The organism is Dactylosporangium sp. NPDC000521, assembly GCF_042898305.1.
Classification (GTDB): Bacteria; Actinomycetota; Actinomycetes; order Mycobacteriales; family Micromonosporaceae; genus Dactylosporangium.
Genome location: NZ_JBIAYW010000004.1, coordinates 319,911 through 343,655, shown reverse-complemented (window position 1 = coordinate 343,655; position 23,745 = coordinate 319,911). Strand labels below are relative to the sequence as shown.

General features: G+C 74.6%; 24 protein-coding genes and 1 pseudogene. 15 read left to right on the top strand and 10 right to left on the bottom strand.

The genetic code is table 11. The features are described from left to right. Positions 1-87 precede the first annotated feature (87 nt). Genes ACFY3L_RS15755 through ACFY3L_RS15745 form a run of 3 tightly spaced genes read left to right on the top strand, consistent with a single transcriptional unit; the run spans position 88 to position 2,050 of the window. Positions 88-651, top strand: a complete 564-nt coding sequence (locus tag ACFY3L_RS15755) for a DUF4240 domain-containing protein (RefSeq protein WP_389323315.1) — start codon at positions 88-90, stop codon at positions 649-651. After that, on the top strand, positions 648-1,220 hold the full coding sequence (locus ACFY3L_RS15750) for a DUF4240 domain-containing protein (protein ID WP_389323312.1): 573 nt from the start codon (positions 648-650) through the stop codon (positions 1,218-1,220). The genes ACFY3L_RS15755 and ACFY3L_RS15750 overlap by 4 nt, the downstream gene beginning before the upstream one ends. Next, complete coding sequence (locus ACFY3L_RS15745; protein WP_389323309.1) at positions 1,217-2,050, top strand: YwqG family protein; 834 nt, start codon at positions 1,217-1,219, stop codon at positions 2,048-2,050. The genes ACFY3L_RS15750 and ACFY3L_RS15745 overlap by 4 nt, the downstream gene beginning before the upstream one ends. A gap of 112 nt (positions 2,051-2,162) precedes the next feature. On the opposite strand, the gene ACFY3L_RS15740 is transcribed toward ACFY3L_RS15745, so the two are convergent. From ACFY3L_RS15740 to ACFY3L_RS15730, 3 genes are all read right to left on the bottom strand, one after another. Beyond that, complete coding sequence (locus ACFY3L_RS15740) at positions 2,163-3,125, bottom strand: cellulose binding domain-containing protein (protein ID WP_389323306.1); 963 nt, start codon at positions 3,123-3,125, stop codon at positions 2,163-2,165. Positions 3,126-3,183: 58 nt separating this feature from the next. Beyond that, positions 3,184-3,612, bottom strand: coding sequence for a hypothetical protein (locus tag ACFY3L_RS15735; RefSeq protein WP_389323303.1), 429 nt, complete (start codon positions 3,610-3,612; stop codon positions 3,184-3,186). 75 nt (positions 3,613-3,687) lie between these two features. Beyond that, positions 3,688-3,945 (bottom strand): YciI family protein, encoded by a 258-nt coding sequence (locus ACFY3L_RS15730; RefSeq protein ID WP_389323300.1) that lies wholly within the window; start codon positions 3,943-3,945, stop codon positions 3,688-3,690. 81 nt (positions 3,946-4,026) lie between these two features. On the opposite strand from ACFY3L_RS15730, the gene ACFY3L_RS15725 reads away from it, so the two are divergent. Next, positions 4,027-4,683, top strand: a complete 657-nt coding sequence (locus ACFY3L_RS15725; protein ID WP_389323297.1) for a class I SAM-dependent DNA methyltransferase — start codon at positions 4,027-4,029, stop codon at positions 4,681-4,683. 293 nt (positions 4,684-4,976) lie between these two features. Here the strand turns inward: ACFY3L_RS15725 and ACFY3L_RS15720 are convergent, their stop codons facing one another. After that, on the bottom strand, positions 4,977-5,864 hold the full coding sequence (locus ACFY3L_RS15720) for a GNAT family N-acetyltransferase (RefSeq protein WP_389323294.1): 888 nt from the start codon (positions 5,862-5,864) through the stop codon (positions 4,977-4,979). 17 nt (positions 5,865-5,881) lie between these two features. Here ACFY3L_RS15720 and ACFY3L_RS15715 point away from each other — a divergent pair, with 17 nt between their 5' ends. Both ACFY3L_RS15715 and ACFY3L_RS15710 read left to right on the top strand, forming a co-directional pair. Continuing rightward, positions 5,882-6,727: an ATP-grasp domain-containing protein gene (locus ACFY3L_RS15715; RefSeq protein ID WP_389323291.1), complete on the top strand. Its 846-nt coding sequence runs from the start codon at positions 5,882-5,884 to the stop codon at positions 6,725-6,727. Between the two features lie 9 nt (positions 6,728-6,736). Continuing rightward, positions 6,737-6,907: pseudogene (locus ACFY3L_RS15710) on the top strand (DUF4265 domain-containing protein); the annotation flags it as partial. A gap of 12 nt (positions 6,908-6,919) precedes the next feature. Here ACFY3L_RS15710 and ACFY3L_RS15705 read toward each other — a convergent pair. From ACFY3L_RS15705 to ACFY3L_RS15695, 3 genes are all read right to left on the bottom strand, one after another. Beyond that, positions 6,920-7,795 (bottom strand): peptidoglycan DD-metalloendopeptidase family protein, encoded by an 876-nt coding sequence (locus ACFY3L_RS15705; protein ID WP_389323288.1) that lies wholly within the window; start codon positions 7,793-7,795, stop codon positions 6,920-6,922. Positions 7,796-7,862: 67 nt separating this feature from the next. Then, positions 7,863-8,597 (bottom strand): dienelactone hydrolase family protein, encoded by a 735-nt coding sequence (locus ACFY3L_RS15700; RefSeq protein WP_389323285.1) that lies wholly within the window; start codon positions 8,595-8,597, stop codon positions 7,863-7,865. 10 nt (positions 8,598-8,607) lie between these two features. After that, complete coding sequence (locus ACFY3L_RS15695; RefSeq protein ID WP_389323282.1) at positions 8,608-9,336, bottom strand: DUF4261 domain-containing protein; 729 nt, start codon at positions 9,334-9,336, stop codon at positions 8,608-8,610. Positions 9,337-9,435: 99 nt separating this feature from the next. Between ACFY3L_RS15695 and ACFY3L_RS15690 the strand changes: the two genes are divergently transcribed. Beyond that, positions 9,436-9,942: a GNAT family N-acetyltransferase gene (locus ACFY3L_RS15690; protein WP_389323279.1), complete on the top strand. Its 507-nt coding sequence runs from the start codon at positions 9,436-9,438 to the stop codon at positions 9,940-9,942. A gap of 95 nt (positions 9,943-10,037) precedes the next feature. Here the strand turns inward: ACFY3L_RS15690 and ACFY3L_RS15685 are convergent, their stop codons facing one another. Continuing rightward, entirely contained in the window at positions 10,038-10,406 is a 369-nt protein-coding gene (locus tag ACFY3L_RS15685) for a hypothetical protein (protein WP_389323276.1), read from the bottom strand. Between the two features lie 89 nt (positions 10,407-10,495). Between ACFY3L_RS15685 and ACFY3L_RS15680 the strand changes: the two genes are divergently transcribed. The 3 genes from ACFY3L_RS15680 (at position 10,496) to ACFY3L_RS15670 (ending at position 15,951) form a co-directional block, all read left to right on the top strand. Continuing rightward, positions 10,496-13,744: a BTAD domain-containing putative transcriptional regulator gene (locus tag ACFY3L_RS15680; protein ID WP_389323273.1), complete on the top strand. Its 3,249-nt coding sequence runs from the start codon at positions 10,496-10,498 to the stop codon at positions 13,742-13,744. 284 nt (positions 13,745-14,028) lie between these two features. Then, positions 14,029-15,222, top strand: coding sequence for an MFS transporter (locus ACFY3L_RS15675; protein WP_389323270.1), 1,194 nt, complete (start codon positions 14,029-14,031; stop codon positions 15,220-15,222). Positions 15,223-15,231: 9 nt separating this feature from the next. Continuing rightward, positions 15,232-15,951, top strand: a complete 720-nt coding sequence (locus tag ACFY3L_RS15670; protein WP_389323267.1) for a peptidylprolyl isomerase — start codon at positions 15,232-15,234, stop codon at positions 15,949-15,951. A gap of 78 nt (positions 15,952-16,029) precedes the next feature. On the opposite strand, the gene ACFY3L_RS15665 is transcribed toward ACFY3L_RS15670, so the two are convergent. After that, complete coding sequence (locus tag ACFY3L_RS15665) at positions 16,030-17,229, bottom strand: hypothetical protein (protein ID WP_389323263.1); 1,200 nt, start codon at positions 17,227-17,229, stop codon at positions 16,030-16,032. 142 nt (positions 17,230-17,371) lie between these two features. Here ACFY3L_RS15665 and ACFY3L_RS15660 point away from each other — a divergent pair, with 142 nt between their 5' ends. Beyond that, a complete protein-coding gene (locus tag ACFY3L_RS15660; protein WP_389323260.1) occupies positions 17,372-18,127 on the top strand; it encodes a hypothetical protein in 756 nt (251 codons plus the stop codon). A 60-nt stretch (positions 18,128-18,187) separates the two neighbouring features. On the opposite strand, the gene ACFY3L_RS15655 is transcribed toward ACFY3L_RS15660, so the two are convergent. Next, positions 18,188-18,868 (bottom strand): hypothetical protein, encoded by a 681-nt coding sequence (locus ACFY3L_RS15655; RefSeq protein WP_389323257.1) that lies wholly within the window; start codon positions 18,866-18,868, stop codon positions 18,188-18,190. 104 nt (positions 18,869-18,972) lie between these two features. Here ACFY3L_RS15655 and ACFY3L_RS15650 point away from each other — a divergent pair, with 104 nt between their 5' ends. The 4 genes from ACFY3L_RS15650 to ACFY3L_RS15635 all read left to right on the top strand — a co-directional run bounded on the left by ACFY3L_RS15650 (position 18,973) and on the right by ACFY3L_RS15635 (position 23,715). Continuing rightward, positions 18,973-19,530 carry an RICIN domain-containing protein gene (locus tag ACFY3L_RS15650; protein WP_389323254.1) on the top strand — a complete coding sequence of 186 codons (558 nt, stop codon included), beginning with the start codon at positions 18,973-18,975 and terminating at the stop codon, positions 19,528-19,530. A gap of 89 nt (positions 19,531-19,619) precedes the next feature. Next, a complete protein-coding gene (locus tag ACFY3L_RS15645) occupies positions 19,620-22,379 on the top strand; it encodes a BTAD domain-containing putative transcriptional regulator (protein WP_389323251.1) in 2,760 nt (919 codons plus the stop codon). 125 nt (positions 22,380-22,504) lie between these two features. Then, the gene (locus ACFY3L_RS15640; RefSeq protein ID WP_389323248.1) at positions 22,505-22,822 is read left to right on the top strand and encodes a PadR family transcriptional regulator; all 318 of its coding nucleotides are present in this window, start codon (positions 22,505-22,507) and stop codon (positions 22,820-22,822) included. Next, the gene (locus ACFY3L_RS15635) at positions 22,819-23,715 is read left to right on the top strand and encodes a hypothetical protein (RefSeq protein WP_389323245.1); all 897 of its coding nucleotides are present in this window, start codon (positions 22,819-22,821) and stop codon (positions 23,713-23,715) included. Before ACFY3L_RS15640 ends, ACFY3L_RS15635 begins: the two co-directional genes overlap by 4 nt. Positions 23,716-23,745: the final 30 nt, after the last annotated feature.

Below are 23,745 nucleotides of genomic sequence, written 5' to 3'. Positions count from 1 at the left end.
GCGCTCACCCTGCCCGGCCCTCGTCAGTGGCGGCGCCGTGAAAGGAGGCTGTGAAAAGTGTCGTACCCCGCGGGCATGATGTGCGGCATGAGCGGTGGGGCGGGGATTCGGGACGTGTGGCAGCTCGTTGACGAGGCGCGGGCGGACCTGGGCGGGGCGCCGCCTGCCGACGACGTAGCGGCGACGATGGTCCGATTGCTCAGCGGGCGTCCGCCGGCCGCCATCGCCGCGCTCGACCGGCCGTTCGACGAGCTGATGGCGATGTCCTACCGGGCGGACCTGTGGGCGGCCGCCTACATCATCAACGGCGGCGCGTCCAACGACGGCTTCGACTACTTCCGCGGCTGGCTGGTGGCGCAGGGCAGGGAATGGTTCGAGTGCGCCCTTGCCGGCCCTGACAGCCTGGCCGCTCATCCCGAGGTGATCGCGGCGGCGGCCGAGGCAGGGGATCTCGACGGCGAGCCGATCCTGTATGTCGTGATGGACGCCTACCGCGCCGCCACCGACGAGGATGACGTGCCCGCCTATTCCGACACTGTCTGGATCCCCGACCTCGATCCGGACTGGAGTTTCGATTACAACAACAGGACCGAGATGCGCCGCCGCCTCCCTGCGCTCGTGGCGCTCTTCGACGGGGAGGAGAAGCCGTGAGTGTTGTCGAGGTGCCACCGCCCGGCACGGAGGACGTGTGGCGGCTGATCTCCGCGGCGTGGGCGGATCTGGGCGGGTCGCCGTCGCCGGACGACGTGGCGGCGGCGGTGGTGCGACTGCTGCGTCACCGGCCGGCAGCGGAGATCGCGGCGTTTGCGCAGCCGCTGTGGGACCTCCTGGCGGTGTCGTACCGTGTCGATCTGTGGGCCGCCGCGTACCTCATCAACGGGGGCGCGTCCGATGACGGGTTCGAGTACTTCCGCGGCTGGCTCATCGCGCAGGGCCGGGAGACGTTCGAGCGGGCGCTCGCGGACCCCGACAGTCTCGCCGTGCACCCAGCGGTCGTCGCGGCGGCGGCCGAGGGTGAGGACCTCGAATGCGAGGACATGCTCGGCGTCGTCTGGGATGCGCACCGTGCCGCGACCGGCGGCGCCGACCTGCCGGCCGACTCCTTCGTCATCCGCTACCCCGACCTCGGCCCGGACTGGGAGTTCGACTTCGACGACGAGGACGAGATGCGTCGCCGCCTGCCTCGGCTCATGGCCCTCTACGACGAGGAGGACGCGTGACCGAGCTTCGAGATGGGGCGGGCGAGGGTGAGGCCCTGTGGGGCGTGCTCGCGCCGCACATGTTGCCGTCGGTCCGGCTGACCGGCGGTGGGGCGTGTGCGCCGGATTCGCGGGGCACGCGGCTCGGCGGTGAGGTGCTCGCCGGTCACGGATTCGTGTGGCCGCGCACCGACGGCGGCCGGGCGTTGACGATGATCGTCCAGCTGGACTGCGACGAGATCAACGCGACGCTCGGCGGCGGCGGCTCGGGCGTGTTGCCGGCCGGGGCGCTGCTGACGTTCTTCTACGACGCCGCCGGGATGGAAGGTTGGGGCTACGACCCGGACCACCGGCAGTGGCGGGTCGTCGTGTCCGACGCCGCGACGGCGCGGGCGGTGACGGCTCCGTCAGGGGTGGAGTCGTTCGCCGCTGTGGGGTGCGTGCCCGGGCGGGTGCTGACGGTCCCCGACAGGTGGGATCCGGCGGTAGAGCGGCTGCGCGAGCACGGTCGTGGCGCGGTGAGCCGGTTGTACGACCGTGTCGGGGCGAAGGACGTGGCGCCCAGGCACCGGCTGTTCGGCTGGCCGGAGCCGGTGCAGGGGCCGATGCGGCTGGAGTGCCAGCTCGCCGCCAACGGCATCTCCGTCGGAGGGCCTGAAGGTTACCGTGATCCGCGCGTGGAGCAGCTCCGCGAGGGCGCCGCCGACTGGGTCCTGCTCCTGCAGGTCGACTCCGACGACGCGCCCGGCTGGATGTGGGGTGACGCCGGCACGCTGTACTACTGGATCCGGTCCCATGACCTCGCCGCCGGCGACTTCACCCGCGTCTGGGGGATCGGCCAGTGCTGCTGAGCGGCGCCTCGTGCCACGCCTCTCCGCCGGCCGGGTCAGGGGTGAGCTGGAGGGCCACTGAACGGGCGTGCAGGGCGCGCGGCGGCGGTGGCGCGCGCCCCGTGAAGGACGGTCAGGAGCCGGGCGGCGGCGGGGGCGGCGGGTCGACGGCGATGCCGATCTGGGCGCGGGTGGAGAAGTTGCCGGCGCCGTCGAAGGCGCGGACGGTGACGATGTAGGTGCCGTAGCCGGTGTAGGGGACGTAGGCGGTGGTGTTGCCGACGAGGCTGATGACCGTGCCGTTGAGGGTGACCTCGTAGCCGGCGACGAACTGGTCGTCGGTCGAGGCGGTCCAGGCGACCGTCCACGAGCCGTCGGTCACCCCGCGCAGCGTCAGGCCCGTGGGCTGGCTGGGTGCGGTGGTGTCCGGCGGCGTGCCCAGGCCCACGGTGGCGAAGGGGGAGCGGTTGCCGGCGGCGTCGACTGCCCGTACACCGAACGACATCACCACCGGTGGCGGTGTCGGCATGCTGTAGCTGGTGCCGGTGACGGTCGCGATGGGGGCGCTGGAGGTGTTGGAGTAGATCTCGTAGCCGGTGACGGCGCGGTCGTCGGTCGAGGGGGACCAGCTGAGCACGTACGCCCCGCCCTGTGGGGTGCCGCGCAGGCCGGTCGGGGTCGAAGGCGGGCGGACGTCGCGCGACGGTGGGCGGCCGTCGCACGGGGCGGCGTTGAGCAGGCAACCCTGCGGCGTGCCCTGGCCGGCGGCGACCCAGCCGAAGTCGGTCGACGCGCCCGGGGCGAGGCTCGCGTTCCACGACGCGCCGACGGCGACGTAGTGGGTGCCGGAGCGGGTCACCGTGGCGTTCCAGGAGTTGCCGACGGTCGTGCCGGCGGGCAGGTCGAACTCGACCCGCCAGGTCAGGGCGGCCGTGCCGCCGTTGGTGACGGTCATGCGGCCCACATAGCCGGCGGGCCACGTGCTGTCCTGGGAGAACACGGCCGTCGGGACGGTGGCGGCACCGGCGGCCACCGGGTTGAGCGTGATCGCGAGGATGCCGGCCATGACGGCCGCTCTCGCAAAGAATCGACTCATGTAAATGAAGGATACGCGGGCGCCACAAGTCAGGGCGGTCGTGGCCCGTGCGGGTCCGCTACGGGACGGCGGGGTGGTATTCCCCGTGATACATGCCGAAGAAGGGCGCGATCAGCAGCGCGACCTGCGCGGCGACGAACCAGACGACGGCGAGGGCGGGGATCGCCAGCAACGCGAGCGCCGGCGCCGTCCGGGCGACGGAGAGGACCGGGTCGAGCCGCGGCGAGGTGACCTGGAACGCCGCCACCAGCACCAGCAGCACGGCCGCCGCGCCGGACAGGCAGGACAGCACCGTCCCGACGTACTGCGCCAGCCACGCGAACCCGTCGTACAGCCACCCGAGGTCCAGCGGCGCGTCCACGTCGTCGAGCCGCCCGCCGCGCCACCGTCCGGGGGCGTGCTTCGCCAGCAGGAAGTACGTGACAGCGGCGACGGCCGCGACGGCCGTCAGCACCGCCGTGCCAGGGCCGGACTCCCGCGCCGCCATCGCCACACGCTACCGCCGCACAGCGCCGCCGGACGGGCCGCCGTGCGCCACGTGCACGAACGGACGCGCCGGCGCTCAGCGGAAGAGCGGAACCCACTCCTGGCGCCGCACGATCGTCACGCCGGGCGCCCGGTAGTACGGGTCGTCATCGATGATCGCGTCGAACTCCTCGGCGGTGACGTCGAAGAGCAGCAGCGCGCCGGTCTCGTCCGAGTACGGCCCGGCCATCACCACCCGCCCGGCCTCGTGCAACACCCGCAGCCGTTCCCGGTGCGCGGGCCGCACCGCCAGCCGGTCGGGACTCCCGTCGAAGGCAAGCTCAAGCAGGTACACGCGGCCATCGTAGGGGAGGGCCGGCCCAACGCCCGGAGGAGGTCGGCGGCGCCGGCCGTTCCCGGTGGCTATGGTTCGTCCGTGGATGCCAAGACCGATGAGCTGCGAGCCGCCCACGACGTCCTGGCCGAGGTGTACGCCGAACGGCTGGCCGGTGAGCTGGACCGGATGCCGGTCGAGCGGGCGGTGCTCGGCCTGTTCTGCGAGCTGACCCTCGCCGCCGGCCTCGGCCCCGACGTGGGCGACGTCGGCTGCGGCACCGGCCGGCTCGCCCCCTACCTGTCCGCGCACGGCCTGTCCCCGCACGGCGTCGACCTGTCCCCGGAGATGGTCAGAGTGGCCCGGCGCGACCACCCGGCCTTCCCCTTCGCCGTCGCCGACCTGCGCGACCTGCCGTTCGCCGACGCATCCCTCGCCGGCGTGGTCTGCTGGTACTCGCTGATCTTCCTCGCCCCCGAGGACCGGGCCGCGGCGTTCGGCGAGCTCGCCCGGGTCGTCAAGCCGGGCGGCCATCTGGTGACGGCCTTCAAGGACGGCGACGGCACCCTCCGCCGAGCCGGCCGCACCGCCGGCGTCGAGTTCGACGCGTACTGGCTGCCGGCCGACGAGATGGAGCACCGCCTCACCACCGCCGGCTTCACGACGCTCTTCCGCGCCGCCCGCCCCGCCGGGGAAGGCGAGTCGACCCCGCAGGGCTACCTGCTCACCCGCCGCGCAGGCTTGCCGGACGGCTCGTGAACGGGCCGTGCGTCAGCTGTAGGTGACCGTCACGTGCCGGAGGTTGATGGCGAGCTTCGGGGTGCGGTCGTTCGGCGGCGACCGGCCGGGCGGCCTGTGGCGGGCCGGTGCAGCCGGCGAGCAGCGACACGACCGCGGCGGCGCACAGCAGCGTGGCGGGCGCCCGGGAGAGTCGTCTCAAGGCTGACCCCTTCGGATGGCGCGGCGCCGTCCGCCGCGACCCTTCCGACCCTGCGGGCATCCGCCGTTGTCCGGCAGGGCCGAGGCCCATCGGGCAATCAACCCCGGACAACTCAGGCGATGGTGATGCCGTAGTTGGCCATGTCGACGACGGGGTGGTAGCCGAGCGCGGCGTAGATCCTGTTGGACGTGGGGTTCGCCTGGTCGGTGAAGAGGCAGACGCGGTCGCCGGCCGACTGGAGGCGGCGGGAGACCTCGAAGACGGCGTTGCTGGCCCAGCCGTGGCCGCGCTGGTCCGGCGGGGTGTAGACGGGCGCGATCCTGACCACGCCGTAGGCGGGCGCGGTGGCGCCGACGAGGCTGACCGGCCGGCCGGTGCCGTCGAGCCAGAACCAGAGCAGGCCGTCGTCGATGCGGCGCAGCAGCTCCTGGCGGTCGGCCGAGGCGTGCATGCCCGTACCGCGGGGGCGGCCGGCCTGGTCGTCGGCGTCGCCCATGAAGGCGGCGACCCACTCGACGACCAGGTCGACATCGGAGGCGGGGACCGGGGCCAGGCGGCCCGGCGCGGGGCGCGGCGGGACGAGCTCGCGGAGCTCGTGCAGCCGGGTGTGGACGAGGACGTCGGCCCGGCCGCCGTGGAGCCGGGCGAGCTCGGCGGCGCACACCCGCGACGCGGGCAGCGAGCCGTTGACGGCCAGGGTCTCCTCGCCGCGGGCGTGCAGCGCACGGGCGAGCTCGACCGCGGCGGCCGGCGGCATCGGCAGGAGGTACAGCGGATGCGGCGCCGTCGGAGCGGTGCGCATGCCCGCACCGACCACGGCGCCGGAGGAGTCGCGCGCGACGAGCCACCAGAAGTGCGCGGGCGGGCCGCCGTCGGGCCAGGTGCGGGGCTTGTACGCGTTCGCGGTCACGACGGTGTTCAGGACGGGGTCGGCGGCCAGGTGGTCCCCGGCCGCGGCGAGGAACTCGGCGGCGTCGGCGGTGAACTCGAGTGTGACCATCCGCGTACGGTATCCAGATGCCGACGACGTTGCTGGTACCGGCGGACCCGCTGCGCCCCCGCCGACCCGACGAGCACTTCGCCCCGGAGGCCGACGCCGCCCGCGAGGCGGGCCTGGACGTGGCGGTCGTGGACCACGACGCACTGACCACCCCGGACGGGGCGCGGCGAGCCGTGGCCCGCGTCCAAGAGGGCGACCGGCAGGCCGTGTACCGCGGCTGGATGCTGCGCGCCGGACGGTACGCGGCGTTCGCCGAAGCCCTGCGGGACCGTGGCGTCACGTTGCGGACCAGTGCGGCGCAGTACCGGCAGGCGCACGAGCTCCCCGGCTGGTACGCCGCCCTCGCGGAGGTCACCCCGCCCACGGTGTGGACGACCGGTGACGGGCGCGAGGCGTTCGAGCGGGCCGCGAGCGACCTCGGCACCGGGAGAGCCGTCCTGCGCGACTACACGAAGTCGATGAAGCACCACTGGCACGAGGCCGCGTTCATCCCCGACCTCGCCGACACCTCCGCGGCATGGGCGGTCGCGCAACGCTTCCGGGAGCTGCGCGACGACGAGTTCACCGGCGGGTTCGTGCTGCGCCGGTTCGAGGAGCTGAGCAAGGCCGAGGTCCGCACCTGGTGGGTCGGCGGCGTGTGCACGCTCGTCGGCCCGCACCCGGACACGCCGCACGACCCGCCGCCGAATCTCGACCTGGCCGCCGTGGCGCCGCTGGTCGCCGCGCTGGGGCTGCCGTTCGTCACGGTCGACCTGGCGCTGCGCGCCGACGGCGTGTGGCGGGTCATCGAGCTCGGCGACGGCCAGGTCAGCGACCGGCCCGGCACCGTCGACCCGGAGACGTTCGTCGCGGCGGTGCTCTGACCGGCGTCGGTGGCGGATGTACGACAAGGTGACGTCGTCCGGTTCGGGACCGACGCCGAAGGTGTGCGGTGGGCGACCGGCCAAGTGCAGGCATCCGGGCATTGCGTTGTCCGTGTGCTTCCGGTGCCTTCCGGGCCGCTGGGCCCGAGCGCCCGGGCGGTCCACGCCGCGTTCGCGCGCTTCGGCCTGGCGTCAGGCGACGGGGGCGCCGGCGGTCTTCATGAAGGGGACGGGGTCGATGGCGTTGAGGCGGGTCGCGGGGCGGCCGTAGTGGACCTCGAAGTGCAGGTGGGGGCCCGAGGAGTTGCCGGAGGTGCCGACGTGGCCGATGGTCTGGCCGGCGGTGACCTGCTGGCCGACGGTGACGTCGGGCTGGCGGACCATGTGGCAGTAGCGGGTGACGATGTCGCCGGCGTGGTGGATCTCGACGTACCAGCCGCAGCCCTTGATGCTCGGTGAGCCGTCGACGTCGCAGGACGGGCCGGAGGTGTTGCACACGACGGTGATGACGGTGCCGGCGGCGGTGGCGCGGATCGGGGTCTCGCGGGCGGCCATGATGTCGATGCCGTCGTGGGTCGGGCGGGAGATGGTGCGGAAGCCGCTGGTGCCCTTGCCCGGCACGGGCGTGACCCAGGTGCCGACGGGCACGGCGCCGGTCGGCGGCACGATCAAGGACGGCGTGACCGATGGCGTGGCCGTCGGCGTGGCAGACGGTGGGACCGACGGTGACACGGAACGAGCCGGGGCCGGGCACGCTGGGACGGCCTTGCGGCGTGAGACGTAGGCGTCCGAGACGTAGGCGCCGCTGGTGAGCCGGTCCCACCGGTCGGTGGTGCGGACCCGGCCCTTCGTCCTCGGGCCCTGCACCGAGCAGACCAGCGACAGCTTCGCGCCGTTGCGCAGGCTGCCGACGGCGGGTGACGCGGCCGTCGGGGCGGAGCGCACCGCCAGCTTCACCTTGCCCGAGGAGACGGTGCCCGGCACGGACGAGGGCGCCGCGAGCGCGGCCGAGCCGAATGCCACCAGGGCGCCGGCCGTCAGACCCAGCACCGTCAGTTGCCGCCGCATGCACCACTCCGTCCGTCGCTCGTCACGTCTCAGACGAGCGTGACGGCGGCGGGGTGCGGGACGGTTGCTACAGCGTGGTGAAGAAGGAGATGGCCGACGTCAGCGCCAGGTCGGTGAGCGCCGGGTCGTGGCGCGGGCCGACGTCGCGCATGAACGCGTGCTCGCCGCCGGCGTACACGTGCAGCTCCACGTCGTGCAGGCCCGCGTCGTACAGTGCGGAGACGATCTGCAGACGGGCCTCGGCGGGCACGTGCGGGTCCTGCGAGCCGAACACGAGCATGAGCCGCCCCTGGATCTCCGCGAGGGAGCCGAGGGTGCCGGCGTCGGGGTCGGCGCCGAGCGCACCGTTGTGCAGGCCGGTCGGGTAGAAGCAGACCGTCGCGGCCACGCGCGGGTCGAACGCCGCCCGGAACGCGAGGTGCCCGCCGATGCAGAACCCGGTCGCGAGCAGCGTCGTCGTGTCGGGGCGTTCGCCGAGGTACGACAGGACCGCCACCCGGTCGGCGTCGAACGAGGCGGTCGTGGTGGCCGCCGCGCCGGCGAGGCCCGCCTGCTTGCCCGCGTCGTCGAACTCGAGCGCGACGCCGGCCAGGTCGCCGTGCGGGTAGATCTCGGGGACGCAGACGACGAACCCGGCCGAGGCGAGCCGCCGCGCGGTCCGCAGCGTCGACTCCGTCAGCTGGAAGATGTCGGTGTACAGCAGGACGCCCGGCAACGGTCCGTCGCCGGAGGGCCGCAGCACGACGGCCCGGATCGGACCGCCCGGCGCCGGCACCGACACCTCGGCCTCACGCAGCTTCATGCCGCCGACCTTACGCGGCGCCGTCCGGCGTGATGGTCAGGACCGGCCGGTCCGGCGCGGCGAACGCGGGCCCGGCCTCGACCTTCCACCGCTGGTGCGGGGTCAGGCCCGGCACGACGTCGCCGGCCTTCATGCCTCGGCCGTCCATCACGGCCCAGGCGGCCGCCGCCAGGTACGCGGTCAGCGCCTCCGGGGGAAGCGCCCCGCACACGCACTGCAGGTCGGGCAGGCCGAGCGGGCCGAGCCCGAGGGTGTCCAGCACGTATCGCCCGGTGACGTCGTGGTGCCGCACGTTGACCACCCCGCCCGCCTCGAAGGCGGGTGGCGTGGCGAGCCGGCTCGCCGGCCACCAGATCGCGACCGGTGCCGTGTCGTCGGCGAGGGCACGGACGACGGCGGTGAAGGCCCGCACCCGGTCGGCGGGGGCGAACGGCGTACCGAAGATCTCGGTGACCGTCACCGTGTGCGTCACCCGCGCCATCACCTCAGCCGCCTCCGCCCAGTCGCGGGTGTGGCTGAGGTCCCGGCGGCCGTACGGCGCCGCCGGCCGCCCGAAGCTGACGAGGAGCCGGATCGGGTCGGGCGCGGTGAGCTCCGGGAACCCGACGATGTACCCGCCGCCGCGGCTCGTGCCGTCGGTGAGGGTGACGGCCGGCCAGTACCGCTGCAACGTGGCCGGCGAAGGGCGCAGCCGCACCGCGCCGGTGTAGCACAGCTCCGCCGCCAGTCCAGCGCTCATCGGATCCCTCGGGCTCGTCGGGTGGCTCGCATCATGCCACGCCCGGCGCCACCGGGAATGCGGTGGCGGCCCGGTGGCGGACCGGTCGATGATGGGCGGGTGACGGCCGTCCCCGCAGCCCGCCTGACCGTGACCGTGGTGGCACCGGCGCACCCGCAGGCGCGGGAGGCGCTGCGCGCCTACTACCACGACATCGGCGGGCGGTACTACGACCGCCCGCTGACGGAGGCGGAGGTCGACGGGATCCTCACCGAGGACCCTGACGAGGACCTGCAGCCGCCGACCGGCTGGTTCTGGGTCGCGACCGTGGACACCGCGGTCGCCGGGTGCATCGGCCTGCGGTACGTCACCGAGGACGGCCGCCGGGTGGGCGAGCTGACCAGGGTCTACGTGTCGGACAGGGTCCGGCGGCAGGGCGTCGGCGCGCGGCTGATGACCGTCGTGGAGCGGCAGGCGCTCGCCGACGGCGTCACGTCGCTGCGACTGGACGTGCGCAGCGACCCGGTCGAGGCCCGCGCCCTGTACGCGCGGCACGGCTTCCACGAGGTGCCCGCGTTCAACGACAGCCCGTACGCCGGCCACTGGTTCCGCAAGTCCCTCCAGTGACCGGCGTGCGGACGCCTCTCCCTGGCGGGCATCGTGGAGGTCCACGCCGCCAACCGCGACCTGCCGCCGGTCGACGTCCTGCGGCCGAGCTGACGTCACCGGTCTTCGAGGCGCTGCCGCCACCAGGCCCGCGCGTGCCAGGCGCCGCGGGTGGCCGCGCGCGGGTCGGGCAGCGTCTTGCGCAGGAACTCCTCGTCCAGCGCCGCGACGAGACGCCGCAGCTCGCGGGCGGCGTCGCGGGGGAGGGCGTGCAGCGCCGCCTCGAGGACGTCCCGCTGGTGGCCGATGTCGCAGCTCGGGCTGGGGCACTGGCCGGCCAGGTCGATCCAGCGGCCGGCCCGCCGGATCTCGCGCCGGTAGCCGCGGAGCGCGTCCCCGACATCGCCGATGCCGGGGCGCAGGGCCTGGATCGCCGCGTTGGCGCGGCCCGACAAGCCGTCGATGGTGGGCCGCCGCGGTGTCATCCTGACGGTGCCCGGTGTGTTACGCGCCATGCGCCTTTCGGAGTCGTCGCATGCGGCCCATTGTGGCACACCGTTATGCTCGACCGGTCATGTCCGGGAGCGTGCGGTTCGCGATACTCGGGCCGCTCCTGGTGTCCCGCGACGGCGCGGCCGTGCCGGTCGGCGGCCCCAAGCAGCAGGCGCTGCTCACGCTGTTGCTGCTGCGGCCCAACCGGGTGAACAGCACCGGGTGGCTCGCCGACGCGCTGTGGGACGGTGACCCGCCGCCGAGCGCGCACGTGACGCTGCGCAGCTACGTCGCCGCGCTGCGCCGGGCGCTCGAGCCGGGCCGGGGCGCACGGGCGCAGGGCACGGTCGTGGTCGGCCACGCCGGTGGGTACGAGCTGCGCGTGCCGCCCGAAGCGATCGACGCCGTCGAATTCGCCGCGCTCGCCGGGTCGGGCGCGCGGGCCCTCGCCGCCGGTGACCCCGCCACCGCCGAGCGCGACTACACGCGGGCCCTCGCGCTCTGGCGCGGCGACCCGCCGGCCGGCGACCTGTCGGCCGTGCGCGCCGAGGTGGCCAGGCTCGCCGAGACCCGCCTCGCCGCCGAGGAGGGCCGCTGCACCGCCGCCGTCGCCGCGGGCCGGCATCTCGCGGTCCTGCCCGACCTGCGGCGGTTCGTGGCCGAACAACCCGCCAGGGAGTCGGCGCGCGGGCAGCTGATGCTCGCGCTGTACCGCGCGGGCCGGCAGACCGAGGCCCTCGCCGTCCACGACGAGGGCCGCCGCTTCCTGGCCGCCGAGTTCGGCGTCGAGCCGGGCGCGGAGCTGCGCGAGCTGCACCACCGGATCCTCAGTCACACGGTCCCCGGCGCCGAGCCGACCGTCCTCATCGGACCCGGGACCACGCCGGCCGGCCTCGTCGAGGGCGGGACCGCGCCGGCCGGCTCCGTCGGGCGGGGCGCCGGCCCGGTCGGTTCCGCCGGGCGCGGGACCGCGCCAGCCGGCTTCGTCGGGCGGGGTGCCGAGCTGGCCGTCCTCGACGAGCATCTCGGGGCGGCGCTGCGCGGCGGCGGGCGGATGGTCGCCGTCGTCGGCGAGGCCGGCATCGGCAAGACGACCCTCGTCACGGCCGTCGCCGACCGGGCCGCGGCCGCCGGCGTCCCCGTGGTGTGGGGCCGCTGCCCCGCCGTCGGGCAGCCCCCGCCGTTTTGGCTGTGGAGCCAGATCGTGCGCGGACTCCTCGCCCTCCCGCACGTCGAGGCCCCCGCGGCGGCCCTCACCGGGTTCGTCGACGGACCGTCCACGGCGGACGGCGCGGCCGGCCCTGCGGCGAGGTTCCGCGCCTATGAGGCGGTCTCGGCCCTGGTACGAGCGGCCGCCGCCCCCTCCGGCCTGGTGCTCGTGCTCGACGACCTCCACGCGGCGGACGCGGACTCGCTGCTGCTGACCCGCTTCCTGGCCACGACCGTCCACACGGGACGGATGCTCGGGTTGGCGACACTGCGCCCGTACGAGAGCGACCCCGCCCTCGTGGAGACCCTCAACGACCTCGCCCGCGGCGCCGGATCCGGGCAGCTGCGCCTCGCCGGTCTCGACACCGCCGGGGTCGCCGACCTGGTCGCGGCCCGCACCGGCGCGCCCGCGCCCGACGACGTGGTGCGGCGGCTCGCGGAGCGCACCGGCGGCAACCCGTTCTTCCTCACCGAGATCCTTGCCGCGCCGGGGGAGCGGCTGCCGCCGAGCGTCCGCGACGCCGTGCGGCTGCGCCTGGACGGTGTCCGCGACGCCGGCACCCGCGAGTGCCTGGACGTGCTCGGCGTCGCCGGACGGGACCTGGAGCTGCGGCTCCTCGCCGTCGTGACCGGCGCGCCCGCCGCCGAACTGCTCGCCGGCCAGGCCGCGGCGCAGCTGCTCACGGAGGCCGGCCCGGGCGCGGTCCGGTTCCGGCACCCGCTGTTCGCCGAGGTCGCGTACGCCGAGCTGCCCGCGGCGCGACGGGCCGCCCTGCACGCCCGCCTGGCGTCCGCGGCCGCCGCCTCGTACCCGGGCGGCCTCACTGCGGGCGAGATCGCGTTCCACTATGGACGGTCGATCGGCCTGGGCCACGCCGGCGACCATCTCCAGTGGACGGTGCGCGCCGCCGACGACGCCGCGCGCCGCCTCGCGTACGAGGACGCGATCGCCCACCTCGCCCGCGCCACCGACCAGCTCGCGCCGCATGCCACCACGTCACCCGACGCGGCCGCCGCCGAGCTGGACGTGCAGCTGCGCCGCGCGGCCCTGTTGCAGAGCACCGTCGGCGTCGGCAGCGACGCGGTCGCCGAGGCGGCCGCCCGGGCCAGGTGGCTGCTGCCGTACACGGGCGCCGGCACCGACGTCCGCGCCGCGCTGTGGACCCTGGGCGAGGTCGCCTGCAACCGCGCCGAGTACGCGGTCGCCGAAGACCTCGCCCGTCGACTCATCGCCGCCGCTCCGCCCGCGGGCCGCGGCGCGCCGGCGGAGGGGGCACTCGACTCCAGTGCACCGGCGGGAGGGCTTTCGGGTGGCCTGCTTGGTGCGGGCGCGCCCGCGGAGGAGCCGTTCGGTGCCGGAGCGCCCTCGGACCAGCTGCTCGCCGCCGCCGGGCCGTACCTGCTCGGCGTCGCCTGCTACTTCACCGGCCGCCTCGCCGAGGCCGACGAGCACCTCAGCACCGCCGTCGACCGCCTCGCCGCCGTCGACCCCCGCCACCTGCGCGCCCAGGCCGGCCGTACCCCGGCCCTCGCCGCGCACAACTTCCGCGCCCTCGTCCGCTCGCTCCGTGGGCTGCCCGCCGCCGCCCTGGAGGACCTGGACGCGGCCGCGGCCCTCGCCGAGCGCTGCGACGACCCCTACGGCCGGGCCAACGCCGCCCTGTACGCCGCCTGGACCGCCCTGCAGGAGCACGACGTCCCCGCGAGCCTCGCCGCCGCCCAGCGCTGCCGCGACATCGGCGCCCGCCAGGGCATGCCCCACTTCGTCACGACCGGCGACTTCGTCGCCGCCTGGGCGGCCGTGCACACCGGTACACCTGCCGACCTCGCGACGATGCGCACCACCGGTGAGGCGATCCACCGCCTCGGCCTGCGCGCCACCAGGACCATCTCCATCGCCGCCATGGCCGAGGCCCACCTCGCCGCCGGCGACCGCACCACCGCCGCCGCCCTCGCCACCGAAGGCCTCACCGCCGCCGCGGCCGTGGGCGAACAGGTCCTCACCGCCGAACTCCTCCGCGTCCGCGGCCTCGCCACCGGCAACCCCGAAGACCTCCACGCAGCCACCCACACCGCCACCACCCAGGGCGCCCACCTCCTCCTGCACCGCCTCGGCCGATGACACCCCCGCCGGCCGAGGACCGCACCCTGACCGCCGCCCTGACCCGTGACACCCGCGTCGGTGAGGGCGGCGTCGTCGTGAGCCGCCCCGGGGATGGTTGCCCACTGTCTGCGGAACCTGGCGAGCGCGCGCAGCCGTAGCGTCCGGTTCGTGCCCGGATCGGCACCCGTCCGGGCTCGGACCGGCTCGCCGATCCCGTCGGTGGTGGTTGTCGCTTTCCGCTGGTCGCCGTTCGTCATGGAGGTGGGGCCCGACCGGGTCCGTGCCGAGAGTGGGTGGAGCGCATGGCCGTCAGTGACCAGACCGTCGTCAGGCAGCCGATCGTGAGGGTGCCGGGGCGGTGGCCCGTGACGGGCGTGTTCTTCCTCAACGGTCTGACGCTGTCGACGTACATCGTGCGGGCGCCCTCGTTCAAGGAGGCCCACCATCTCAGCGACGGGCGGTTCGGCTTCGCCGGGCTGCTGTTCGCGGTGGCCGCGCTGGCCTGTATGCAGTTCGTCGGGCCGCTGACCGCCCGGGTCGGGGCCCGGGTGGTGCTGCGCGTGACCCTTGCGGTCATGCCGCTGCTGCTGGCCGGCATCGCCGTCGCTCCGGGACCGTGGTGGTTCACCGCGTTGGCGCCCGTGCTCGGCGCGGTCCACGGCACCACCGACGCGGCGATGAACACCAGCGCGGTCGCCGTCGAACGCCGGGCCGGGCGCCCGGTGCTCAACGGCTGCCACGCTGCCTGGAGCATCAGCGCGGTCGTCGCGTCGCTGTCCACCGCGATCCTGGCGCACGCCGGGGTGTCGCTCGCCGCTCACCTCGTCACCGCCGGTGGCCTGCTGCTGGCGGCCGGCCTCGCGCTCGGCCCCCGGCTGCCGGCAGCAGGGCGGGTCGGAGCTGAGGCCGGTGGCGCGGCCGGCCCGCGGACCGGCTGGAGCGGCGCCCTGCTCGTGCTGGGCCTGACCGCCACTGCGCTCATGATCTACGAGGGTGCGGTACTGGGCTGGGGCGGCATCTTCCTGCATCAGGAGCGGCACGCCGACCTCGGCCTGGCCGCGGCCGCGATCACCGCGTACACCGGCGGCCAGACCGGAGGAAGGCTGGTCGGCGACCGGCTCACCGGCCGCTGGGGCGGCAACACGCTGTTCCGCCTCGGCGCGGTGATCGCGGCGGGTGGCTTCGCGGCCGCCGTGCTGACGCCGCACCCGGTCGTGGCGGTGGCCGGTTTCGCCCTGGCCGGGCTGGGCTCATCGGTGCTGATACCGCTGACCTTCAGCGCGGTCGGCCGGCTGCGGGGCGCTTCCACAGCGACGCTGATCTCGCGGCTGACGACGTTCACCTACACCGGAATCCTGCTCGGTCCGGCCCTCATCGGCTGGGCCGCCGGTCACGTCGGTCTCGCGGTCACCATGGCCGCACTGATCCCGCTGCCGCTCATCGTCGCCCTGGCACCCCGCCCGCCGGCGCACGACGATCCCGGCGGTGTGTCGTAGGGTGCACGCATGATCCGTCGATCGCATGTCCTGCTGTGCACGGCCGTGATCGCGTCGCTGCTCGCCGGGTGCGCCGCGTCGCCGGGGCAGCAGTTCGCTCAGCGGATCGACCCATCCGCTTCATCGCCGTCGTCGTCGGCTGCCGGCGGGGGGTGCCGTTGGTCGCCGGTCGCCGCCGGCAACCAGTCGAACATCAAGGACGTCGGCACACCGCCGACAACGGTCCCCAGCGGCACGAAGGCGACCATGACGCTGACCACCAACCTCGGCGTGGTCGAGATCGCGATGGAGGCCAAGGCCGCCCCGTGCACGGTGGCGAGCTTCGCCTACCTGGCGGGCAAGAAGTTCTTCGACGGCACCGCCTGCCACCGCCTCACGACCGCCGGCCTGTTCGTCCTGCAGTGCGGCGACCCCTCGGGCACGAGCACCGGCGGCCCCGCGTACCAGTTCGCGGAGGAGAACCTCGGCACCCAGCCCGGCTACCGCCGCGGCTCGGTGGCCGTGGCCCGCACCCAGGAGCCGGGGACGAGCGGCAGCCAGTTCTTCGTCAACTACGGCGACAACCCGATGCTGCCCGCGGACTACACCCGGTTCGGCACCGTCACCAAGGGCATGGAGATCATCGACAAGGTCGCCGCCGGCGGGGTCAAGCCCGGCGGCAGCAGCGCGGACGACGGCGCCCCGAAGGTCGGCATCGTCCTGCGGCAGGTGACCGTCGTCTACAGCTGACGGCTGACACCGCGGCGGCTCCTGGCGCACGCTTCAGCCGGCCGGGACGATGACCGGTCCCGACCGGCGTGGCGGCTGTCAGCCGGGGTAGCGGATCAGCGTGATCGGCCTCGACACGAGCGTGACGGTGCTCAGCGTCCCGGTGTCCTGGGCGATCAGCTCGATGGACACGGATCCGACCGTGAACGGGTCACTCCGGCTCGGCGAGAGGTGGAGCAGCAGCGGCCCGTCGGCGTGGATGCCGAGGACGTAGCGCTCGTCCGGCTGCCCGTACTCGACAGCCCCGTTGAATGGGCGCTGGGCTGCGGGAATCTGGTCGGGCAGCGGGTACCGCCCGGTCAGCCGTCCGGTCTCGAGGTCGAACGCCACGAGGAACCGGTTCTGCCCACCTGCCGCCGGGCCTGCGGCCGAGCCCGGCGTGGCAGTGTCGCGGGTACCGATGAACAGCGTGTGGTCGTCCGGGCCCAGCCTCGGCGTTCCGAGCTCGGCCGGCACCGCTTCCGTGGGGCGCAGGCCCAGATTCCCGCTGGGTATGTCGCGAATGACCTGTCCGGTCGTGCCGTCGGCCAGGCGCAGCCCGGAAAGGGCCGACTCGCGCGACGGGCACAGCACGAGCACACCGGAGTTGCGGACCGCGCACACCCGGTCGGGAAGCGTGGGGTCCAGCGGCACCGTGGCGCGTGCCGCGGTGGCGAGGTCGACCATGTACGTGACGACGGAATTCGTGGCAGCGGTCCCGTCGGAGATCTGCACCACCAGCCGCCGGCTGTCCGCCGACCATCTCGCGCCGGACGTCGTGTCCCCGCCGGCGAACTCGTGCCGTCCGGTGCCGGTCAGATCGCGCAGGACCCTCGTTCCGTCGGGCCGCAGCACCAGCAGCCATCGCCCGTCCGGCGACATGCCGTCCACGCTCAGCCCGTTCACCCGGTACTGGTTGCCGTCCGCGGTCACCAGGACCCAGCGGTCGCCACCGCCGTCCAGGTAGGCCAGCGCGGCCCGGCCGACGCCACGATCCTCGGGCAGCTCCGGCGGAGACGCCTGCGGGACCAGACGCCCCGGCAGGCCCGCGGCGGCGGCCGGCAGGGGGTCCTGATCGCCGCCGCCACCGAACCGCACACCGACCCCGAGCAGGCCGGCGACCACGAGCAGCGCCGCCGCAGCCGGCACCAGACGCGCCATCATCCGCTGCCGCCTGACCACCCGCACGGCACGGTCGGTCACGTCGTAGGTGCGCGCGTCGCCCGCCTCCTCGGCCAGCAGGTCCCTCAGCCCCGTCACGCCAGTACCTCCGAATCCTCGATGAGCTCAGCGAGCTCAGGCGCGATGACCCGCAACCGGGCCAGCCCGTGATGGGTCTGGCTCTTGGCACCGATCGGAAACTGGCTCTGCGACCTCGTCGTCCTCGCGTACCGTCGCGCCCATGACCGACGTCGTGGCGTTCTGCGGTTTGCCGTCCAGACCATGGCTGGTCCGGGCGCTGCAGCGGCGACGCCTCGCCGAGGCCGCGGTGGAGTTCCTGACGTTGGAGGCCATCGATCCGCAGACATGGCGGGCCGGACCGTGGCCGTGGTCGCCGTGGTCGTTGAAGGAGGGCGTGCTGCTGACCTTCATGGTCCTCGGCGCGCCTCCGGCGGTGATCAGGCCCTTGCAGGACCTGATCACCGGCGCGGTCGGCAGGCCGCAGCGGTGCAAGGACCACCGATATTGGGAACTGGCCCGCACGCTCGACGACCCCACGCTGCGCGCCCGACTCGCCGACGTCGCCACGGGTCGGGAAGAGTCCACCAGGTTGCGGGCGCGGTTCCTTCTGTGGCTGCTCGACCATCCACAGCACCGCACCGACGGACGCGGCTGGTGGCGATGGCTGCGCACCGAAGGCCGCCCGCTGCCCGACCGTCTCGCCCAGCTGGGCATCGCCTCCCTGCGTCGCCCCGCCGACGCCGCCGCCGCGCTCACCGGTGTCCCAGCGCCGGATGTGGCCGCGGTGCTGGAGTCGCTGGAGTTCGGTCCGGCTGTCCAGATCGTGGCGCTGCTCGACCCGGTGGTGGCGGCCGGCGCGCTGTCCGGCATGGACCGGATCCGCGCCGCCCAGACCCTGCGCCGCGTGCCGGAGCCCATCACGGCGGCGATCCTGCGGCACATGCCGTGCGCGAAGGGCGCAGGCACGCCGGACTGACCGCCGTGCCGGCTCGACGGGTCAAGGGCGGGTCAAGGGCGGCGGGTCAAGGGCGGCGGGTCAAGGGCGGCGGCGGAACCAGCGGCGGCGGGCGGGGTGGCGGGTCCACGGGGCGCCGGGGGCCGGGCGGGTCGCGGACTCGCCGGGGCGCAGGTCGAGGACGGCGACGAGGGTGGGGTCCTCGTCGACGGCGTGGTGCAGGTGGCCGAGCCTGCCAGTGCGAGGGTCTGCGTCGGTGGGGCCGATGAGCTGCCAGACACCGTCGTCAGCGTCGTGGCTGACGTACAGGACGGGCTCGCGGCGTTCGAAGACCTCGAGGGTCTGGATGCTGGTCGTGCCGGTGAGCCAGTGCAGCATCCACGCGGCGCGGCGGTCGCGGTCCAGGACGGCGTCGGCGACCCACCAGATGAAGGGCAGGGTGTCGTGGGCGCGGGCCTCGCCGGCGGTCAGGTGCGGGCCGCCCTGCGGAACCCGCTCGAACGGCTCGTCGGTCAGCGACAGCCCGTGGCCGTCGTCGTGCGGCACGACGAGCGCGTGGAACGTGCCGCCCCCCGGGTTGCCGGCGCCGATGCCGATCGAGATGCGGCCGGCGTGCGGCTGCGCGCCGGTGGTCCAACCGAAGGCGTACGAGGCCAGCTCACCGCGCGGGCTCACGAACTCGCCGAAGGCGCGCCGGTCCATCCCGGTCGCGTCGGCGGTCGGCGCCTCGACGAACGCGCCCTCCTCCACTTCGATTCCCACCGGGCCAGCCTAGCGGTGTTTCAGCAGCGTTTCAGCGGTGCCGGTCAGCCTTCGGGGAGATCGGCCGGGCAGGTCCGGCCGGCGTGGACCATGGAGGTAGGACCATGAAAGCGAAGCGCAGCGCCGGATGGCGGGTCGTCGTCGTGCTCGCGGCCGCGGGTGCCATGCTCTTCGGGGCGGCGACAACGGCGGCGACCGCGGCGTCGGCAGCGACGCGGCAACAGGCGGCGCAGGCCCTCGCGGCGCCGAGGCTCGTGATCCTCGCGCAGGACGGCGGGGCCAGGCTGCTCGACGCGCACGAGATCGCGTCGCAGGACTACAACGTGGTGACCAGGCCGTACCAGGCGGACAACACGCAGAAGTGGTGGCTGACGGACCTGGGCGGCGGGCTGTACACGTTGCAGCAGGCCAGTAGTGGCCGGTTCCTCGACGCGCACGAGATCGCGAGCCTCGACTACCGGGTCGTGACCCGGCCGCGGCAGACGTTCGACAACACGCAGCTGTGGCGGCTGCAGGACTACGGCGGCGCGTTCTACACCGTGCAGCAGTTGAGCAGCGGCCGGTACCTCGACGCGTACGTGTCCAGCGCGCAGGACTTCCGCGCCGTCACGCGGCCGTGGACCGGTGCCAACTCGCAGGTGTGGCGGATCGTCGGCGCCTGATACCGGCTGTCAGGTCACCGACCGACGGTCCCTGCACCGCCGCACCTCCGGTTAGCGTTACCGGTCGTTGAAGGGGTGTGGGGGACGCGATGCAGGTCAGGCTCCTCGGGCCGATCGACGTGACACAGGCCGGGGTGCCCCGCGAGGTGCCCGGCCTGCGCCGCAAGGCGGTGCTGGCGGCCCTGGCGGTGGGCCGGGGCGAGGTGGTCAGCACCGATCGGTTGATCGACGCCGTCTGGGGCGAGGACCCGCCGGCCACGGCGATGAACACGTTGCAGCGGCACGTGTCGTACCTGCGGCAGGTGCTGGGCGGGCGGGACACCATCGTGGCCCGTCCGCCCGGCTACGTGCTCGCCCTGCCGGGCGACGACGCCACCGACGTGGCGGTCGCCGAGCGTCTCATCCGGCAGGGGACCGCGCCGGGCGAGCACGCCGATCGGGTGCGCGTGCTGCAGCAGGCCCTCGCCCTGTGGCGCGGCAGGCCGCTCGAGGACATCGCCGGCCAGACCGGGCTCGACACGGAGGCCGGGCGGCTGGAGGTGCTGCGCCTGCACGCCCAGTCGGCGCTCGCCGAGTGCCGGCTGCAGCTCGGCGAGCACGCGCAGCTCGTGCCTGACCTGGAGCGGCTCACCCGCGACCACCCTCTCGACGAGGGCCTGCACGGGCAGCTGATGCTCGCGTTGTACCGGTCGGGCCGCCCCGCCGACGCGCTCGCCACCTACCAGCGGCTGCGCCAGGCGCTCGCGACGGAGCTCGGCCTGGACCCGGGCCAGAACCTCCGCGACCTCGAAGCGGCCGTGCTACGGCAGGACCCGGCCCTCGACCTGGCCGCGTCCAGGGCCACCGCCGCCGCGCCCGCCGCGCCGGCGCAGCTGCCGCTGGCGGTCCGCGGGTTCGCCGGCCACGCGGAGCGCCTCGCCCAGCTGGACGCGCTCGTACAGGAGGCGGCGGCAGCACGCACGACGGTCGTCTGCGCGGTGTCCGGCCCGCCCGGCGTCGGCAAGACCAGCCTCGCGGTGCACTGGGCGCATCGGGTCGCCGACCGGTTCCCCGACGGCCAGCTGTACGTGAACCTGCGCGGCTTCGACCAGCGCGGCGCCGTGATGGACCCGGCGGAGGCGCTGAGCGGCTTCCTGCACGCGTTCCGGATGCCGAGGGAGCAGGTCCCGGCCGGGCTGGACGACCGCGCCACCCGGTACAGGAGCATCCTCGCCGGCAAGCGGGTCCTCATCATCCTCGACAACGCCCGCGACGCCGACCAGGTCCGGCCGCTGCTGCCCGGCGCACCCGGCTGCCTGGTCCTGGTGACGAGCCGCAACCAGCTGACGTCGCTGGTCGCGGCCGAGGGCGCGGTGCCGCTCACGCTGGACCTGCTGACGGCGGGGGAGTCGCGCGAGCTGCTGACCCTCCGGCTCGGCGCGGCCCGGATCGCCGCGGAGCCCGCCGCCGTCGCGGACATCGTGCAGCGGTGCGCGCGGCTGCCGCTCGCGCTGTCCATCGCCGCCGCGCACGCCGCGACCCGGCCCGGCACGTCGCTCGCCGAGCAGGCGGCCCAGCTGCGCGACACGGCCGGCGGGCTGGACGCCCTCGACGGCGGCGACACGAGCACCGACGTGCGGTCGGTGTTCTCCTGGTCGTACCGAGCGCTGACCGGCGACGGGGCGCGGATGTTCCGCCTGCTGGGGCTGCACCCGGGCCCGGACCTCGGCGTGCCGGCCGCGGCCAGCGTCGCCGGCGTCGGGCTGCCGCGGGCGCGGGCGCTGCTGGCCGAGCTCGTCGAGGCGAACCTGCTCACCGAGCACACGCCCGGCCGGTACCGCTTCCACGACCTGCTGCGCAGCTACGCCGCCGAACAGGTCTCGGCCGACCGCGGCGCCGGCGTCCTCAGGATGTTCGACCACTACCTGCACACCGCGCACGCGGCGGTCATGCAGCTGGACACCGGCCGCCCGCCGACGACGCTGCCGCGACCCGCCGCCGGCGTCACGGTCCTCAAGGTCCGCGGCGGCGACGAGGCGATGGCGTGGTTCACCGCCGAGGACGCCGTCCTGCTCGCGGCCGTGCACGGCGGCGCCGCCGAAGGGCTCGACGAGCACGTGTGGCGGCTCGCGTGGACGCTGACCACGTACCTCGACTGGCAGGGCCGCTTCGACGACCTCATCGCCACCTCCACCGCGGCCCTCGCGGCGCTGCTGCGCGTCGGCGACGTCCTCGGCCGCGCGCACGTCCACCGCGACCTGGGCCGCACCCTCGCCCGGCTGGGCCGCTTCGACGAGGCCGCGACGCACCTCGACCAGGCCATCGACCTCTACCGCTCCCTGGACGACCCGGTCGGCCAGGCCCGCACGCACCACAACATCGGCTGGATGCTGCAGGTCCAGCAGCGGCACCGGGAGGCCCTGGCCCACAGTGAGCAGGCGTTCGCCCTGTTCGAGGCGGCGGGTGACGTACTGTGGCAGGCCCGCACCCTGAACGCGGCCGGATGGCTGCACGCCCAGCTCGGCGACCACCGGCGGACCCTGGACCTCTCCGGCCGGGCGCTGCAGCTGCTGCAGGAGCTCGGCGACCAGCACGGTGAGGCGGGCACGTGGGACAGCCTCGCCGTCGCCCACGACCACCTCGGCGACCACCAGCAGGCGACCCGCTGCTACGACAAGGCGATCCAGCTCTTCGAGCAGCTCGGCGACCGTGCCACCGCCGCCGACGTCCTCGTCGCCGCCGGCGACCGCCACCACACCGCCGGTGACGGGGCCAGGGCGGCCGTGTCGTGGCGGCGCGCCCTGCAGCACTTCGAGGCGATCGGCGACCCCCGCGCCGGCGACGTCAACCGGAAGCTGCGAGCAGTCTGAGCGTCTCGCCTGGCGGATGATCTCGAACTGATCGCGTGGCCACGATGCCTGCGCGGCCGGCCTGGCGCACCCGTCCGCCGGTGGGGTGCGTTGCCATACTTCGAGCGGCGAAGTATGGTCCGGGCATGACGGAGCAGACCTACTACGTGCTCACCGCGCTGCTCGACGGGCCGCGACACGGATACGCGATCATCAAGCAGGCCCTCGAGCTCTCCGGCGGGCGGGTCAGGCTGCCGGTCGGCACGCTGTACGGTTCGCTTGACCGGTTGGCCGACCAGGACCTGATCGAGCTCGATCACGAGGAGACGGTGGCCGGCCGGCCGCGCCGCTACTTCCGGCTCACCGACGACGGCCGCCAGGCGGTCCTGGCCGAGGCCGTGCGCATGCAGAAGGCCGCCCGCCTCGTCCTGCGCCACGCCGCCGTGCGGACGGCGACGGCATGAGCGAGGTGCTCGCCCGCCGCTACGGCCGGCTCATCCGGCTGTACCCGCGCGGCTACCGCACCACCCACGGGGCCGAGATCGTGGACACGCTGCTGACCGTCGCCCGGCCCGGTCAACGCTGGCCCGACGCCCGCGAGAGCGTGGCACTCGCCGTCGAGGCGACGAAGCTGCGCGCGGCCGGCGTGGTCAACGGAGGGCCGGCGTGGTACGTCGACGGGCTGCACATGGCGACCTTCCTGTTCGCGCTCGGCGCCTTCGGCACGGCCGTCGGCCACTCGTGGAGCTCGGACTGGTTCGTCTGGCCCGCGCTGCTCGCCGCGGTGTTCGTCGCGCTGCTCATCGGCAAGCCGTGGCTCGCCCTGCCGTTCGCGCTCGTCGAGGCCTTCGGCGTCAGCCGCCTGCAACTGCCCACAGCCTGGTCTTTGCGGGACGAGCTGCCGCCGTTCTCGCCGCAGATGGGCACGCGAGCCGAGCTCGTGCCCTTCCTGGCCCTGCTCGTCGGGGTGACCGCATTGGCCGTGCTGTCCCGCCGCCGACCCCTGCGCCGGCGGTCGTGGTGGTGGCTCGCCGTGCCGGTCGCCGCGTACATCGCCCGGCAGGCACTGATCGCCTGGCCGGAGTCGCCGATGTGGCTGGCCGCCGTGGCGGTCGGTCAGGTCGCCCTGCTCGGCGCCGCCCTCGGCTGGACCATGGTGACCCGGGACGGCCGCTGGGCGCTGGCCGCGGTGGTGTTCTTCGCGCCCGACGCGGTCTGGCTGCGCTACAACCGGTGGACCGATCCGAGCCCGCTGGGCATCACCTACTGGGTGATCGTCGGCGTGCTGTTGGTCGCCATCGTGGCCGCGGCGGCACGGCCGGGGCGCCGCGGCCGCCCCGCGCGCACGATCACCTGATCCGACCGAAGCACACCGGCGGCACGAGGC